Genomic DNA, 14,666 nt, shown 5'->3' on the forward strand with positions numbered 1-14,666 from the left:
CCCGTGAAGTTCCTGTGAGTTAGCTCGAGACGAGCAGTTCGGCGATCTGAATGGTGTTGAGCGCCGCACCCTTCCGAAGGTTATCTCCGGAAATAAACAGCGCCAGACCACGATTGCCCGGAGCCCCGGGGTCCTGACGGATCCGGCCCACCAACGAGTCATTGGCGCCGGCGGCGGCCAACGGCGTCGGCACATCGACCAAGGCCACCCCGGGAGCGCCGGCAAGCAGTTCCGTGGCGCGCGCCGCGGTGAGCTCACGCTCGAATTCGGCGTTGATCGACAGCGAGTGACCGGTGAACACCGGCACGCGCACGCACGTCCCGCTCACCAAAAGCTCTGGGATACCCAGAATCTTGCGGCTCTCATTGCGTAGCTTCTGATCCTCGTCGGTCTCACCGGAGCCATCTTCAACCAAGGCGCCGGCCAGCGGGATCACGTTAAAAGCAATGGGCGCAACGTACTTCACCGGATCCGGGAAGGTGACGGCAGAGCCGTCGTGCACCAACTGCTCAGCCCCGTCGATACCGGCACGCACCTGGGTTGCCAGCTCCTCGACGCCGGCCAGTCCACTACCCGACACCGCCTGATACGTCGACACAATCAGTCGCTGCAGCCCGGCCTCGTCGTGAAGCACCTTGAGCACCGGCATCGCGGCCATGGTGGTGCAATTCGGGTTGGCGATAATGCCCTTCGTCAAGACAGCATCGCGGACGTCCCTATCAAAGTTCACCTCCGAGACCACCAGCGGCACGTCCGGATCCTTGCGCCAGGCCGAGGAGTTGTCGATGACGGTCACGCCGGCCGCGGCGAAACGCGGAGCCTGCACCCGGGACATGGTGGCCCCGGCCGAGAAGAGGGCGATGTCGAGCCCGGACGGATCGGCGGTCTCGGTGTTCTCGACCTCGATCTCCTGGCCGCGGTAGGTCAGCTTCTTGCCCTCGGAGCGCGCCGAGGCGAAGAACCTCACCGAAGAGGCCGGGAAATCGCGCTCTTCCAACAGCTTTCGCATGACGGCGCCGACCTGGCCGGTGGCTCCGACGACCGCTAGCGAAGTCATCGTCCGGTGCCCCCGTACACGGTGGCTTCCTCGTCGCCGCCGAGATCGAAGGCGCCATGGATGGCCTGCACGGCGGCATCCAGCTCGTCGTCCTTGACCAGCACCGAGATCCGGATCTCGGAGGTCGAGATGAGTTCGATGTTGACGCCGGCCTTGGCCAGTGCCTCACAGAAGGAGGCGGTGACGCCCGGATGGCTGCGCATGCCCGCGCCCACCAGGGATACCTTGCCGATGTGATCGTCGTAGAGGACCTGCGAGAACCCGATCTCGTTCTTCAGCGAGTCCAGCTTCTCGACCGCGGTGGGGCCGTTCTCCTTAGGGCAGGTGAAGGTGATGTCGGTCTTGCCGTCCTCCACCTTGGAGATGTTCTGCAGCACCATGTCGATGTTGATCTCGGCGTCGGCGACCGCGCGGAACACCTTGGCGGCGTATCCCGGTACGTCGGGGATGCCGACAACCGTGACCTTGGCCTCGCCACGATCGTGTGCGACACCGGTGAGAATTGCTTCTTCCACAGGAATGTCCTCCATTGATCCGCTGACGATCGTGCCCGGCTTATCGGTGTACGACGAGCGCACGTGAACGGGAACGTTGTATCGCCGGGCGTATTCCACGCAGCGCAGCATGAGCACCTTTGCTCCCGCCGCAGCCATCTCCAACATTTCTTCAAAACTGACCTTGTCCAGTCGGGCCGCGTTAGGCACGATCCGTGGATCGGCGGTGAACACTCCGTCCACGTCGGTGTAGATCTCGCAGACATCGGCCTTCAGGGCGGCGGCCAGCGCGACGGCGGTGGTATCGGATCCACCACGTCCCAGCGTGGTCACGTCCTTGCTGTCCTGGCTCACCCCTTGGAAGCCTGCGACCAACACCACTTGACCCTCATCAAGGGCGGCGCGCAGCCGACCGGGGGTGACGTCGATGATCTTGGCGCTGCCGTGCTTGCCAGTGGTGATCACTCCGGCCTGCGAGCCGGTGAAGGACCGCGCAGACGCACCCAAGGAATGGATCGCCATCGCAACCAGGGCGTTCGACATGCGCTCACCGGCGGTCAGCAGCATGTCGAGCTCGCGGGGCGGAGGTGCCGGACAGACCTGTTGGGCCAGGTCAAGCAGCTCGTCGGTGGTGTCACCCATAGCCGAGACGACAACGACAACGTCGTTGCCATTCTTTTTCGTCTCGACGATGCGTTCGGCGACCCTGCGGATGCGCTCGGCCGTTGCGACCGACGATCCGCCGTACTTTTGGACGACGAGCGCCACGGCATACCTTCCTGCTGTTCGGCCAATTCGGTCAGACTCAGACATCAGGATAAGGGGTTAGGACAACTCGATAACCTGGCCCACATGGGCAACCCCACCGAACGCATGGCAGAGACCTCGGTTCCGATCCAGCCGCTGATCGCCTCGCGGTGGAGTCCGCGGAACTTCGATCCGGACGCGGACCTCACCCCCGAAACCCTGACTGCGCTGCTCGAAGCGGGTCGTTGGGCAGCCAGTTGGGGTAAACGCTTCCCCGTCAGATACCTCGTGGGTCTCCGCGGTGACGCCACTCATGCGGCCCTGGCCGATGTCCTGAACCGGGGAAACTCTTACGCAAAAGTTGCGGCGACCCTCGTCCTGGTGGGTACCGATCTGGGTGATGACGACAACACCGCGGTCTACGCGGCCGTGGATGCCGGGCTAGCGATCGCCCAACTGGGCGTCGAGGCGCGATCCCGCGGTCTGCACACCCATCCGATGGCCGGCTTCCGAGCCGACGACGCGATCGATGTGTTCGGCATCCCCGAGAACGTGCGGCCCATCGCCGTTGTCGCGATCGGGCCCGTCCTGGACAGCTACGAAGGAGCCGAGGAGTCGACCGTCGAACGCGATCACGCGCCCCGGCAGCGGCCCACGTTGAGCGATATCGCGTTCACCGAACGCTGGGGGAATTCGTATACGGGGTAGCGATTTCCCCGAACGGTTCACTTCAAATGAATTGCGTGGCACCGTCCACGGGAGTCGATCTCCCAAGAACGACCGGCTTCGTCGTTGTACCGCACGGCAACCTTGTCTGCCGTATCTAGCCGGTATCGCTCGGCAAGCTCAACCGCTATCCACGCTTCCTGATTGGGCTTCAGCACCAATGTCTCCAGCGGAGTGCGCCACCACGAGATCTGGTCGCTACCGTCGTTCATTCGGACTCGTATGCTGCCAATTGTCTTGAGCCGATTGCTGCCGCCGATATCAACATTCGTGATCTCGATGTTGAAAATTCGTGAGCTCCGCCAGTTGCATACTTTGATCAAGTCTCCGTGAGTTGCCGTTGCACGCACCAAACTCGCCTGCCGGCGAAGCGCCTCATTCCGCTCATCCGAGTCGATTGTCCGTTGTCGATCTGCACGGCGCCGATCCGACGTGGCGATCCCCAAGGCGACGACGGCGGCGAAGACGCTGGCGATGGCTCCAAGCCATGAGCCAAACCCCGTGTACCAATTAACGTCTTGTCCGACCCAAACAGCAATCTGAGTTCCAACGAAGACCAGCAGAAGCGTTAGCAGCAGACCGACGCCATACAGGTGCCAACCGTTACTGCGCACCGCGCGCCACCATCCGGTTACTAGATTCACCCATGCCCCTCGGCTCATCAGTTATACGTACACAATCGCCCGAACGGCGGTCGCCGGCAGAATGAGGCGACGTTCCCGAAGGGACACGTACCGGGAGGGCTCCCGCACGAATGTCTCGGCCTGAATCGAAGTGAGTTTCGGCGCCCACATAATCCGTAAAATCCGCACGTCGAACGTAGCCCACCCGCTGTCAACGCGAACGCTGGAAGCTTCGGCATGTAAGACGTCAAGGTCATTGAATAGCACGTCGGTGTAGTCCTGATTATCGGTGGAACGCAACAACTTCAACGGGTAGTCACCCAACCGGAGGTCGTCAAAACGGCCTTCGGCGACGTCGGCCATGGACGCATATCGGCCCGCAACCAGTTGCCAATGTTTGCCGTCGTCCTCGGCCGCGTCTTCCGCGGCACCCAGCAGCAATGCAGTATCAGCCTCGCAGAAGGTGACATAATCGGGCGATAGATACGTCGCCGGGATTCGCCCCAAATCCGGGGCTGCCGAATGGAATATGGGCAACGCGATCGGCTCCACGAGGTGTATCGCGGCGAGTTGCCTGCTATAGAACAGCGGCGCTTCCGGCGCCTCCTCACTGGGGCCCGGAACTCGGCGAACACGAATATCCGGGCTATCTACAGCACTGATCAGGCCCTGAACCTGAAGCTGCGCCAATGCCAACCGAATGTCCGTCCCGGACAGACGACTACCTGCGTTCGCCCATGCGTACTCGTCTCGAAGGGCCGCCGCCGAAGGCAGCAGCATGCCTACGGACCATTCCCCCGCGCCAATCCGCCCGTATAGATCACGGGCGGATTGCACGTATGCCTGTACGCGCTCAGTGCCCATTCCACGATCCCCGCCGTTCTGTCGCGCCGACGCAATAAGTATCCGCCAACGCACTTGGATTTCGGAGGATGTAGCACACCGATTTCTTTGACCAGTGCCATCGCCTTGGCAACATCCCTCCACGGCAGCGCCCCGCACCAACAGACATTGCCATCCCCCAGCGCTGGGGGAACGGCTACAGCGAGGCCGGCTCACGCCTTGTCCTTGTTGCAGTCCGTGGCCGGCGGTCCAGGAAAGGCATCGGACTTGCTGTCGTCGACATCGACGTCGCGCAGGTACCAGTTGTCGGACTTTTGCAGTTCAAAGGTGGCGACCTTCATGGTCGTCACCTTTTGACGCCCCGACTCCAGCAGCCAGTCCCCGGTGATGGAGTAGCAGGCCAGGAGAACTGCACGGTCCGAATGTTGTTCGCCTACGGTGACCGTCACCAACCCCGGGGCACTCTCGTTGACGACGTTCGTACTGCCCGGTTCTGAGGCGCGCATCGGCATCAACTTGATCCGGAGCAGGTCTACGCCGAGCGCGTCGAGATCCTTGCTGACTATCGCGTTGAACGCCGGGGTATCAGGAGTCTGGAACTTGGAGGTGTAGACCACGTCGGCGACCGGGGGCCAAATATCTTGTCGGAAGCGAGAAACGACCGCCGAATCGTTCGCCTCACGTGGGCCTTCACTCGGCGCGCCGACCGCCACCGGCGCACCGTCGATGGTGGATGTCGGCCCATGACAACCGGCCAAAACGATCGCTCCCGCTAGGGCAAGCGCCACAGGACGGATCCGGTTCACAGTGCCCCGGTCATCCGATCCCGTACCGCCTCGCCACGGCCCGCCATCAACAGCAGCAGCGCCGAGACCGGGCCTTCGATGACGGCGCCGGTTCCCTCCGCCCAGTCGGTGTCGGTCGCGACCAGACGGTGCTGCGCGAACCGTTTGCGGGCACCGAACAGCTGATCGCGCTCCCACACCCGTGCGGCCGCCGCGCGGGCCGCGGCAATCGGCATCTCCCGCTGCCAGCCGAGCGGTATCGCGATGTCCTGGCCGTGCACCAGGTGGTCCATGAGCCGGTCGATAGGGGCGACACCCGGCGGCTTTCGTCTGTCGCCGACGCTGGCGCGCAGCGATGCCAGCAATCCAGTCGACGGCGCCGAGCCGACACGCACCCCTGTCGTGGCGACGAAGCGGTCCAGATCACCGCGCGCCTGGATCACATCGACGATCGCCCGCGGCCACGAGAATGCGCTGGCGTAAATCAAATGGCCCACAACATCGCGAATGCGCCACTCGCCGCACAACGAGGGTCTGTCCCAATCCGGCGCGGGCATCGTCGCCAACTGATCGACAAGACTCTTGCGGTCGGCGTCGATGGCCTGCCAGATCTGGTCGCTGTCCATCTCGCCATTGTGCTGCTAGTCGAACGAGCTCCGGAAGACCTGCACCGCCTTGTCGATCATGGCGCGGGTGGGTCCACAGTCGCCGTCCTTCATCGAAAAGGCCAGCACCTCGATGAAGACCCGTTCGGGGGTGCCGTTCTCCTGCGGGGCGCCGCCGGGGACATCCCGGGCGTAGAGCGGCTTACCTAAACGCACCATGCTGGTGCACCCGGTGACCGAACCGCTGCTGTTCTCGCCGTGGAAATACTCGATACCGTCGCGGACGTCCCGACGCAGCTTCGACGGCGGATCAACGCCCGCCCTGAAGGTCAGCTCGTACTGAGTGTCGCTGCCTTGCAGCGAGAATCGGCATGAGAACGGGTCCCCGAACAGTGAAGGCCTCAAGCCCCGGGCTCGGCCCGGATACTCGGCGAGGATCTCGCACGGATCCCGCTCGGCAATCTTGATCGGGTAGGCACCCAGCGCGTCGCGGACGGGCAGCTCGGCCGGGTTCATGGCGACCAACACGTTGATAACCGGTCGTGCCACTTTGCAGTTCGTACTCATGGCACTACGCGAACCGTCGACGACCACGACGCGCAACATAGGCTTTCGTGGCCCCTTCAGCTTCGGAGCATTCGGGAGCTTGTCCAATGCGATCGGAAACTCGAATAAGCACGTGCCCGGCGAGTGGTAGACCGGGGTCTGCCCCACCGTGAATTCGGGCTTATCCAGCGATGGGTCACCCCACAGCAAGGACAGGCCGACGCTCGACGGGTTCGCGATACCCGCCACCTTGATGGAGCCGAAGCAGCCGCCCACATCCCCCGAAATGTACGTCGGCGCGCCAACATCCTTGAGCGCCAGCACAAGACCACACGGATCGATCCTCCGCAGCGCCCGCAGATAGGCCAGCTGCGTAGTCACGTCCTCGCTGACGGTTTGGCCATATGTGGGTACCCCGCCGGCGAACAGCGCCTGGCCGGTGAGCGCGGGGAGGTGTCCGGCTGCGGAGCCGGAAACGACTTTCGTACACCCCGCAATCGATACGAGGGCAACAAGAAGCAGTGCTATCGAGCGGAGTTCGCGAATAGTCGCACCGCCTTGTCCAGAATCTGGCGCATCTGGCCACAATCGGCGCTTACCTCACCACTGAAGGCTCCCACCGTGATCGCAGGATAGTACGGGTCGCTGTCTGCCTGAGTAGCACCACCACCGATATCCTTGGGGTACAGCGGATCTCCTACCAGCGCGACCGCGTGGCAGCCCACATCGCTGTTCGGGTCATCATTCTGGAAGTACTTGACGCCGTCGCGCTCGGACTGTTCGTAGTACTCCGCGGGAAGGTCGCCGCCGCTGCTCAACAGGTTCAGCGAGTAGTCGATATCGGAACCTTGGAGCGTGAAGTCGCAACCGAATGGGTCCCCCAACAGATCTACCGAGACCTTTCGCGCCTGCCCCGGATACTCGCGCAAAATCTCGCACGGATCCCGCTCGGCAAGCTTGATCGGGTAGGCGCTCAACGCCGACCGGGGCTGCAGACCCGACGGGAGCTGCTTGGCGATTGCGGTCACCACTTCCCTGCTGAGGCGACAGTCCGGATCGGGGGTGTCCTCCGACATCACGTCGTACAGGCTCACCGACAGCACCGGCTGTAAGGCGGCGCTCTTCGGCGCTCCGGGTAACCGTTCCAGCATCAGGGGCACCTGGTACTCGCACGCGTCCTTCAGGTCATACACGGGGACGTCGCCGACGCGGAATGCCTCGCCGCTTCCCGCCGTGTCTTGCAGGAAGTACTGGTAGTCCACCGCCGTCAGTCCGGGGGCCCCGGCGATCTTGACGCTGGCCGTGCACGCCTGGAAATCGCCGACGAACTGGGCCGGGTCACCGAACTCCTTGAGGTTGGCGACGAATCCGCACGGATCGACGCCCCGCAGCGCCCGCGCGTACTTCAGCGTCGTCTTTTCGTCCTCGGTGAGCTTCTGGCCATAGTCCAACAACTCACCGTGGAAGAGGGAGTCCACTCCAGGCGCGGGCTCACCGCCCCGCGCCTGTCCGGTCACGGTGCGCGTGCACCCCGCCGGGAGCACAGCGGCCAGCAGAATCAACAGCGCCGCCGTCCCCCGCCCTGCCCACATGCTCTGCGAGCTTGCCAGATGAGCGGCCTTCCCGCGGCTGGTAGAGTCCCGTCTGTGCAGCGGGCGCTCCTCCTCCGACGCCGCGACAGGGTCTGAACCAGACTGGCTTCCTGTCGCGGGTTGTTCGCGTGCCGGTCGAGTTCATCCCATAACACTCCCGGAGCCTTCCCATGACTAGCTTTTCCTCAGACGAGTTCAACTACAGCCCTCGCGCCATCGTCACCCCCAGCGGCCCCGCGCCCGCCGATCAGCCAGTGTGGAACACCCAAAAGAACAGTTCGATGCCGGTGCACCGGTACCGCAGCTTCTCCGACGAAGTCGAGAAGATCGACCTGCCCGATCGGACATGGCCCGACAAGGTGATCACCCGCGCTCCGCAGTGGGGCGCCGTCGACCTGCGCGACGGCAACCAGGCGCTGATCGATCCGATGAGCCCGGCCCGCAAGCGACGCATGTTCGACCTGCAGATCCGGATGGGCTACAAGGAGATCGAGGTCGGGTTCCCTTCCGCGAGCCAGACCGACTTCGACTTCATCCGCGAGCTGATCCATGAGAACGCCATCCCCGAGGATGTGACGATCCAGGTGCTGACGCAGTGCCGCTCGGAGCTGATCGAGCGGACCTTCCTGGCGTGCGAGGGCGCGGCGCGGGTGATCGTGCACTTCTACAACTCGACATCAATCCTGCAGCGTCGGGTGGTTTTCCGCGGCGACAAGGAGTCGATCAAGAAGATCGCCACCGACGGCGCCCGCAAGTGCATCGAGGAAGCCGCCAAATACCCTGATACCCACTGGCGCTACCAGTACTCCCCGGAGTCGTACACCGGCACCGAGCTGCAGTACGCGCTGGAGGTGTGCAACGCCGTCGGCGACGTCATCGAGCCGACGCCCGAGAACCCGATCATCTTCAACCTGCCGTCGACGGTGGAGATGACGACCCCCAACGTGTACGCCGACTCGATCGAGTGGATGAGCCGCAACCTGGCACGCCGCGACTCAGTGATCCTGAGCCTGCATCCGCACAACGATCGCGGAACGGCCGTTGCCGCAGCAGAATTGGGATTCCAGGCCGGTGCCGATCGCATCGAGGGCTGCCTGTTCGGCAACGGCGAGCGCACCGGAAACGTGTGCCTGATAACGCTGGGCCTGAACCTGTTCGGCCGCGGCGTGGACCCGCAGATCGACTTCTCGAACATCGACGAGATCCGTCACACCGTCGAATACTGCAACCAGCTGAAGGTCCCTGAACGGCACCCGTACGGTGGCGATCTGGTCTACACCGCCTTCTCCGGCAGCCACCAGGACGCCATTAACAAGGGCCTGGACCAGATGAAGGTGGATGCGGATGCCGCCGATTCCGACATCGACGACATCCTGTGGCAGGTGCCGTACCTGCCGATCGACCCCAAAGACGTTGGCCGCAACTACGAGGCCGTGATCCGGGTCAACTCACAGTCCGGCAAGGGCGGCGTCGCCTACATCATGAAATCCGATCACGGGCTGGCGCTGCCGCGCCGCCTGCAGGTCGAGTTCGCGCAGTCGATCCAGAAGATCACCGACGGCGAGGGCGGCGAGGTCAACCCCAAGGAGATCTGGGACGTCTTCGCCGATGAATACCTGGCCCCGATCACGCCCTTGGAGCGGATACGCCAGAAGGTGACCGCCTCCGAGGAAGACGGCGGCACGGATTCCATAGCGGCCGTAGTGAAGGTCGACGGCAAGGAAACCGAAATCACCGGCGCCGGCAACGGCCCGTTGGCCGCGTTCGTGGATGCGCTGTCGACCGTGGGTTACACCGTCAACGTCCTGGATTACTCCGAGCACGCCATGAGCGCCGGTGACGACGCGCAGGCCGCAGCCTACGTGGAGGCCATGGTCGTCGACCCCAACGGTGGTGAGGCACAGACGGTGTGGGGTGTCGGCATCGCGCCGTCGATCACCACCGCGTCACTGCGCGCTGTGGTGTCGGCGGTCAACCGCGCTGCGCGCGGCTAGTTTTCGGTATCGAACTACCGGGTCCCGTAGCGCCTACGGAACTTCTCGACCTGACCGGCGGTGTCGACGATCCGACGATCGCCGGTCCAGAACGGATGAGAGTCCGCCGTCACCTCGGCGGTAATCAACGGATATTCCTGACCCTCCCACTCGACGGTCCGCGAACTCGTCGCCGTCGAGCGGGTCAGGAATTTCTTTCCGGTGGTGGTGTCTTGGAAGACAACCGGGTGGTAATCGGGGTGGATTCCGGGTTTCATTTCTGGCTCCTATTCATGTTCGCCGTTGTAGAGAAATGCCTCGATGCTCAGATCCGACACGTGCTCGCACGGATCCTCGTGCCAGTCGCCGAACGGATCGTCGAACTCGCCCCAGGTCTCGGGGCGGGCCATCTCCGCGTCGGTGAGCAGCGCACCGCGCAGCGCGTCCAGCACCTCGGCGCTGTCGGCACCGCAGACCAACACCGTCATCGCTGTGTGCCGGTCACCGAAGCGGTAGTCCCACATGAGATCGGCGAACGCCCGCCGTTCCGGGTCTGACCGCCGTACCTCGGCTGAATCCATTGCTGCAAGCCACTTTCCGGCCGCGGAGATTCGGAGCCCGCCGCCCGCCGACTCCAGCCACATGGCCTGCGCGTCCTGAGTGGCGAGCCACAGCCGGCCCCGGGTTCGGATCACCCCATCGAGCAGCAAATCGATGGCGGCATGCAGCCGTTCCGGGTGAAAGGGCCGGCGCGCGTTGAATTCCACCAGCCCGACACGACCATCGACGACCAGTGAGGGTTGCCCCGCGAGCAGTGCGCCGTGCGGATTGTCGGACTGACCGCGTCGCGCATCACTCTCCACGTGGTCGAGGGCCTGTTCGATGCGACCGAGGCGTGCGGTAATGCGCGCCCGCGGCGCCAAACGTCTTAATACCGAAAGTGTTTCGGCCTCAGGGTTGCGTACCACCAGGACATCGGCGAACTCCGCCTGACCGATCGCCACCTGCGCCACCGTCCGGCCGTCATCGAGCTCTTCGTCACTTAGTGCGTGTTCCAGCCAGCTCGAACTGTCGATGCAGGAGACCACTCCGGCGATCTGGACGTCGCGTGCGGCCGGGCCGTCGATAAACCCCGGCCCTACCCGAACGGGCACGGTCGCGATGGCCCAACAGATCGGATCGGCCTCGAGCCATGGCTCCAGGTGCAGCACGATCCGCCCCACATCGTCCCGGCGATGGAGCTTGCGCAACAGGATGAGCAGATCGTCGCGGACGGTGCACGACACACAACCATGGGCCAGTTCGAGTGCCGCCTCGGCCGTGCCACTCCTACTCGCGACAGTCCTCATCACGATGTGCCCGTCGAACCGGTGCGTCACGACCACAGTTCCCGGGTCACTAGCCAAGACGGCCACGACGGCGTCGGTATCGACTTGCCCTGCCACCAGCACGACTGGCGTGCGCATCACGTCTCCTCGAGTTCTATTGCAAACGATTTTCATTACAACGAAGCCCACGGTACAGTCCCGGGCAGTAGTTGTCGAAAACGATTCCCATTATCAAATGGGTACGAAGGGAGGTCCGTTGTCCGCACATTGCGAGGTGACAGGACGGTCACCTGGCTTCGGTAACGCGGTATCGCATTCACACCGCCGCACCCGTCGCCGCTGGTCACCCAATATCCAGCTCAAGACGTACTACCTGCCCTCCGAGGACAGGCGCATCAAACTCCGGGTCAGCACCAAGGGCATCAAGGTGATCGACCGCGACGGTATCGAGGCCGTGGTGGCACGGCTGCGAGCTCAAGGTCGGAAGTTCTGATGGCGAGCAACGAGATCCGTCCCATCGTGAAACTACGATCCACCGCGGGCACCGGCTACACGTACGTCACCCGCAAGAACCGGCGTAACGACCCGGACCGGATGGTGCTGCGCAAGTACGACCCGGTGGTACGCAAGCACGTCGATTTCCGCGAGGAGCGCTGAGATGGCCAAGAAATCCAAGATCGCCAAGAACGAGCAGCGACGCGCCGTGGTGGAGCGCTACGCCGAGCGCCGCGCCGAGCTCAAGGAGATCATCCGCCAACCGTTGAGCAGCCCGGCGCAACGCATTGCGGCCCAGGCCGAGCTGGCTCGCCAACCACGTGACGCCAGCCCGGTACGCCTGCGCAACCGCGACGCCGTGGACGGCCGACCCCGCGGCTACCTGCGCAAGTTCGGACTGTCCCGCGTGCGGGTTCGGGAACTGGCGCACGACGGGTCGCTGCCCGGCGTCCGGAAAGCGAGCTGGTGATGGCTGCCAAGACCCCACGCAATCGCCGCGCCAAACTTGCCGACACCAAGCCCGCTAAGCCGAATCTCTTTGCGAAATTGAAGATTTCATCGGTTGACTACAAGGACACCAACACCCTGCGGCTGTTCCTGTCCGAGCGCGGCAAGATCCGGTCGCGTCGGGTAACGGGTTTGACGGTGCAACAACAGCGCGTGGTCGCCATTGCGATCAAGAACGCCCGCGAGATGGCCCTGCTGCCGTACCGGTGATCAGCGCGGCTGCGGGATCGCGTTTTCCAACAGGAAGACGTGCTCCGGGCTGATCACCTTGGTGATCGCGGTGCCAAACAATGTGCTGGGCTGCGCGGGCTGCTTGGCCACATCGGTGTTGAGCAGTGCCACCACTGTGGTCTGCTCGGCGGGCGAGTAGATGGCGAGTGTCTGGTAACCGGGGATGCTGCCGTTATGGCCGATCCACCCTCGAGCATCGAAAATTCCCAAGCCATAACGGATATCGTCGGGAACCGGGGGCATCGCCACCGTCTGCAGCCGCTGCTTCTGGGTGGCCGGCGTGAGGAGCTTGCCGGTTGCCAGTGCGGGCACCCAGACCCGTAGGTCTTCGAGCGTCGAGACCATGGCGCCCGCCCACGATGCCCAGGACGGGCTCCAGTCGGTGCAATCGATGAGCGGGCCGGTCGGGGTCAGCTGCGTGTATCCCTGCGCGTGCGGATCGGGAATGGCGTTGGTGTCCGGAAAGCTGGTGTGGCTCAAGCCGAGTGGATCGGCGATATGCTCGCGCACGTATGCGGGCAGCGTCTTTCCGCTGACCTTCTCCACAACCTGTCCCAGCAGCACGGCATTGGTGTTGCTGTACTCGTAACCCTGCCCGGGCGGAAAGTTGGGCGGCTGGGCGAAGGCGTAGTCGAGTAGCTGCTGAGTGCCGTAGCGGCGCCGCGGGTCGGCCTCCAGGTCGTGGTTGAACGCCAGGGACATCGAATAATTGAACAGTCCACTCTGCATCCGCGCGAGCTGACGCAGAGTGACCTTGCTTCCGCCCGGAACACCGTCCACGTATTTCGCGATCGGGTCGTCGAGCCCCACCTTGCCCTCGTCTACAAGCAGCAGCACCGCTGTCACGGTGAATGTCTTTGTGACACTGCCAATCCGGTGAAAGAAATCCGGATGCATTGGCTCGTGGGTGGTGGTGTTCGCAACTCCGAAGGTGCGCACGTACCTTCCCTTGGGGCCCCACACGCCTACGATCGCTCCCGGGACGCCGGTACTCGCGAGCACCTCGCTGATGGCGGTATCAAGCGTGGCCGACGTCGCCGTATCCAGCTCGGCGGGCCTGATTCCCGAGTTTGCTCTGCAACCGGCTATCAGCGTGGCAAGCACAAGAACTACACAGAGGATTCGGCTCATCAAAACAGCGAGTACTGAGCTCCGGCGCGGCTGGGAACCGTGAACTGCTCGATATCGGTGCCCCCGGCAACACGACCGACCAACGTCATGAACGTCTCGTCGTCCAATAGCGGAACACCGAGCGAGCGCGCGTGAAAGCCCTTACCCTGCTCGGGGTTTGGCTGGTTGCAGATCACCACCGAGGTGTCCTCATCGACCGCATCGCTATAGGAGAGGCCGGCCTGCATGATCTGCTCGATCAGCTCCTCGTGCGTGCGAGCGACCTCGGCACTCAGCGCCACACGCATGCCCTGCACCAGTGGCTGCCCAGCAGTGTGCGGCCCGGGATTGAGCCAGTGACACGGCTGGCGGGACGCCAGCGTTTTGAGCGAGCGCAGCTCGTCATGCGTGACGCGACCGTTGGGCCAACGCTTGCGCGTGGCCTCGCGGATCGGAAGCCACGTTCCACGTTCCCGGGCCCGCTCTAACACCCGCGGCAGCACCTCGGCGAGCACCCGGGCGTCGTCATAGGCGTCATGTGCCTTGAGCTGCTCGACGCCCCAATGCGCCGCAAGGGTTTCCAAACGCAGGTTCGGGGTACCCAGGGCGAGGCGCCGGGTCAGCTCGACGGTGCACATCACCGCCTCGGTGGGCAGCTCGGCACCGACCAGCTCGGCCTCGGCGGCCAGGAACGAGTAGTCGAATCCGACGTTGTGAGCGACCAGCGTCCGGCCCCTCAGCAGCGCGATGAGATCGGGAACGACGTTGGCGAACTCCGGCTGTCCCTCCAGCATCTCCGGGGTAAGGCCGTGGACATGCGTCGGGCCCGGGTCAACACCCGGGTTGAGCAGACTCACCACGCTGTCGGTGATGGTCCCGTCTGCATCGATCGCCAGCGCGGCGACGCTGATGACCCGCGCCCGACCCGGCTGAAAACCGGAAGTCTCCAGGTCAACCACCACCCACTTGGGGCTGTGGTCGGGCGTCTGCCCCCAGATCGGCAT

The 14,666-nt window shown here is 63.9% G+C and carries 18 protein-coding genes; 6 read left to right on the forward strand and 12 right to left on the reverse strand.

Going from position 1 to position 14,666, the window contains the following annotated elements:
• Positions 1–19 precede the first annotated feature (19 nt).
• Both FZI91_RS21650 and FZI91_RS21655 read right to left on the reverse strand, forming a co-directional pair.
• Positions 20–1,057: an aspartate-semialdehyde dehydrogenase gene (locus FZI91_RS21650; RefSeq protein ID WP_155941126.1), complete on the reverse strand. Its 1,038-nt coding sequence runs from the start codon at positions 1,055–1,057 to the stop codon at positions 20–22.
• Entirely contained in the window at positions 1,054–2,319 is a 1,266-nt protein-coding gene (locus FZI91_RS21655) for an aspartate kinase (protein WP_162526652.1), read from the reverse strand. Before FZI91_RS21655 ends, FZI91_RS21650 begins: the two co-directional genes overlap by 4 nt.
• A gap of 84 nt (positions 2,320–2,403) precedes the next feature.
• On the opposite strand from FZI91_RS21655, the gene FZI91_RS21660 reads away from it, so the two are divergent.
• Positions 2,404–3,006, forward strand: a complete 603-nt coding sequence (locus FZI91_RS21660; protein ID WP_155941128.1) for a nitroreductase family protein — start codon at positions 2,404–2,406, stop codon at positions 3,004–3,006.
• Between the two features lie 17 nt (positions 3,007–3,023).
• On the opposite strand, the gene FZI91_RS21665 is transcribed toward FZI91_RS21660, so the two are convergent.
• From FZI91_RS21665 to FZI91_RS21690, 6 genes are all read right to left on the reverse strand, one after another.
• Positions 3,024–3,668: a hypothetical protein gene (locus tag FZI91_RS21665; RefSeq protein ID WP_155941129.1), complete on the reverse strand. Its 645-nt coding sequence runs from the start codon at positions 3,666–3,668 to the stop codon at positions 3,024–3,026.
• 21 nt (positions 3,669–3,689) lie between these two features.
• Positions 3,690–4,511 (reverse strand): hypothetical protein, encoded by an 822-nt coding sequence (locus tag FZI91_RS21670; RefSeq protein WP_155941130.1) that lies wholly within the window; start codon positions 4,509–4,511, stop codon positions 3,690–3,692.
• A gap of 191 nt (positions 4,512–4,702) precedes the next feature.
• Positions 4,703–5,278, reverse strand: coding sequence for a hypothetical protein (locus tag FZI91_RS21675; RefSeq protein WP_155941131.1), 576 nt, complete (start codon positions 5,276–5,278; stop codon positions 4,703–4,705).
• 14 nt (positions 5,279–5,292) lie between these two features.
• Positions 5,293–5,901 (reverse strand): maleylpyruvate isomerase family mycothiol-dependent enzyme, encoded by a 609-nt coding sequence (locus FZI91_RS21680; RefSeq protein WP_155941132.1) that lies wholly within the window; start codon positions 5,899–5,901, stop codon positions 5,293–5,295.
• A 15-nt stretch (positions 5,902–5,916) separates the two neighbouring features.
• The gene (locus FZI91_RS21685; RefSeq protein WP_155941218.1) at positions 5,917–6,855 is read right to left on the reverse strand and encodes a hypothetical protein; all 939 of its coding nucleotides are present in this window, start codon (positions 6,853–6,855) and stop codon (positions 5,917–5,919) included.
• A 95-nt stretch (positions 6,856–6,950) separates the two neighbouring features.
• Positions 6,951–8,018 carry a hypothetical protein gene (locus tag FZI91_RS21690; RefSeq protein ID WP_155941133.1) on the reverse strand — a complete coding sequence of 356 codons (1,068 nt, stop codon included), beginning with the start codon at positions 8,016–8,018 and terminating at the stop codon, positions 6,951–6,953.
• 170 nt (positions 8,019–8,188) lie between these two features.
• Here FZI91_RS21690 and leuA point away from each other — a divergent pair, with 170 nt between their 5' ends.
• Entirely contained in the window at positions 8,189–10,012 is a 1,824-nt protein-coding gene (gene leuA / locus FZI91_RS21700) for a 2-isopropylmalate synthase (protein WP_155941134.1), read from the forward strand.
• 14 nt (positions 10,013–10,026) lie between these two features.
• Here the strand turns inward: leuA and FZI91_RS21705 are convergent, their stop codons facing one another.
• Entirely contained in the window at positions 10,027–10,269 is a 243-nt protein-coding gene (locus FZI91_RS21705; protein ID WP_155941135.1) for a type B 50S ribosomal protein L31, read from the reverse strand.
• A gap of 9 nt (positions 10,270–10,278) precedes the next feature.
• Positions 10,279–11,457 (reverse strand): ribosome hibernation factor-recruiting GTPase MRF, encoded by a 1,179-nt coding sequence (gene mrf, locus FZI91_RS21710; RefSeq protein ID WP_155941136.1) that lies wholly within the window; start codon positions 11,455–11,457, stop codon positions 10,279–10,281.
• A 118-nt stretch (positions 11,458–11,575) separates the two neighbouring features.
• Here mrf and rpmB point away from each other — a divergent pair, with 118 nt between their 5' ends.
• From rpmB to rpsR, 4 genes are read left to right on the forward strand one after another with little or no spacing between them, the layout of a single operon-like run.
• Complete coding sequence (rpmB, locus tag FZI91_RS21715; RefSeq protein ID WP_005083638.1) at positions 11,576–11,812, forward strand: 50S ribosomal protein L28; 237 nt, start codon at positions 11,576–11,578, stop codon at positions 11,810–11,812.
• Positions 11,812–11,976: a 50S ribosomal protein L33 gene (rpmG, locus tag FZI91_RS21720; protein ID WP_155941137.1), complete on the forward strand. Its 165-nt coding sequence runs from the start codon at positions 11,812–11,814 to the stop codon at positions 11,974–11,976. The genes rpmB and rpmG overlap by 1 nt, the downstream gene beginning before the upstream one ends.
• 1 nt (position 11,977) lies before the next feature.
• Positions 11,978–12,283, forward strand: a complete 306-nt coding sequence (rpsN, locus tag FZI91_RS21725) for a 30S ribosomal protein S14 (RefSeq protein WP_155941138.1) — start codon at positions 11,978–11,980, stop codon at positions 12,281–12,283.
• Positions 12,283–12,531: a 30S ribosomal protein S18 gene (rpsR, locus tag FZI91_RS21730; protein ID WP_155941139.1), complete on the forward strand. Its 249-nt coding sequence runs from the start codon at positions 12,283–12,285 to the stop codon at positions 12,529–12,531. Before rpsN ends, rpsR begins: the two co-directional genes overlap by 1 nt.
• Here rpsR and FZI91_RS21735 read toward each other — a convergent pair whose 3' ends face one another.
• A complete protein-coding gene (locus FZI91_RS21735; RefSeq protein WP_155941140.1) occupies positions 12,532–13,683 on the reverse strand; it encodes a serine hydrolase in 1,152 nt (383 codons plus the stop codon). It abuts the gene before it with no gap.
• On the reverse strand, positions 13,683–14,666 hold the full coding sequence (locus FZI91_RS21740; RefSeq protein ID WP_155941141.1) for a DEDDh family exonuclease: 984 nt from the start codon (positions 14,664–14,666) through the stop codon (positions 13,683–13,685). Before FZI91_RS21740 ends, FZI91_RS21735 begins: the two co-directional genes overlap by 1 nt.

This window comes from Mycobacteroides sp. CBMA 271, from assembly GCF_009729205.1.
In the GTDB taxonomy this organism is placed as follows: domain Bacteria; phylum Actinomycetota; class Actinomycetes; order Mycobacteriales; family Mycobacteriaceae; genus Mycobacterium.

Coding starts and splice junctions, on each gene's coding strand:
- FZI91_RS21650 (WP_155941126.1), bottom strand. CDS start 1,057: ATGACTTCGCTAGCGGTCGTCGGAGCCACCGGCCAGGTCGGCGCCGTC.
- FZI91_RS21660 (WP_155941128.1), top strand. CDS start 2,404: ATGGGCAACCCCACCGAACGCATGGCAGAGACCTCGGTTCCGATCCAG.
- FZI91_RS21670 (WP_155941130.1), bottom strand. CDS start 4,511: ATGGGCACTGAGCGCGTACAGGCATACGTGCAATCCGCCCGTGATCTA.
- FZI91_RS21680 (WP_155941132.1), bottom strand. CDS start 5,901: ATGGACAGCGACCAGATCTGGCAGGCCATCGACGCCGACCGCAAGAGT.
- FZI91_RS21690 (WP_155941133.1), bottom strand. CDS start 8,018: ATGTGGGCAGGGCGGGGGACGGCGGCGCTGTTGATTCTGCTGGCCGCT.
- leuA (WP_155941134.1), top strand. CDS start 8,189: ATGACTAGCTTTTCCTCAGACGAGTTCAACTACAGCCCTCGCGCCATC.
- FZI91_RS21705 (WP_155941135.1), bottom strand. CDS start 10,269: ATGAAACCCGGAATCCACCCCGATTACCACCCGGTTGTCTTCCAAGAC.
- mrf (WP_155941136.1), bottom strand. CDS start 11,457: ATGCGCACGCCAGTCGTGCTGGTGGCAGGGCAAGTCGATACCGACGCC.
- rpmG (WP_155941137.1), top strand. CDS start 11,812: ATGGCGAGCAACGAGATCCGTCCCATCGTGAAACTACGATCCACCGCG.
- rpsN (WP_155941138.1), top strand. CDS start 11,978: ATGGCCAAGAAATCCAAGATCGCCAAGAACGAGCAGCGACGCGCCGTG.
- rpsR (WP_155941139.1), top strand. CDS start 12,283: ATGGCTGCCAAGACCCCACGCAATCGCCGCGCCAAACTTGCCGACACC.
- FZI91_RS21735 (WP_155941140.1), bottom strand. CDS start 13,683: ATGAGCCGAATCCTCTGTGTAGTTCTTGTGCTTGCCACGCTGATAGCC.
- FZI91_RS21740 (WP_155941141.1), bottom strand. CDS start 14,666: ATGCCGATCTGGGGGCAGACGCCCGACCACAGCCCCAAGTGGGTGGTG.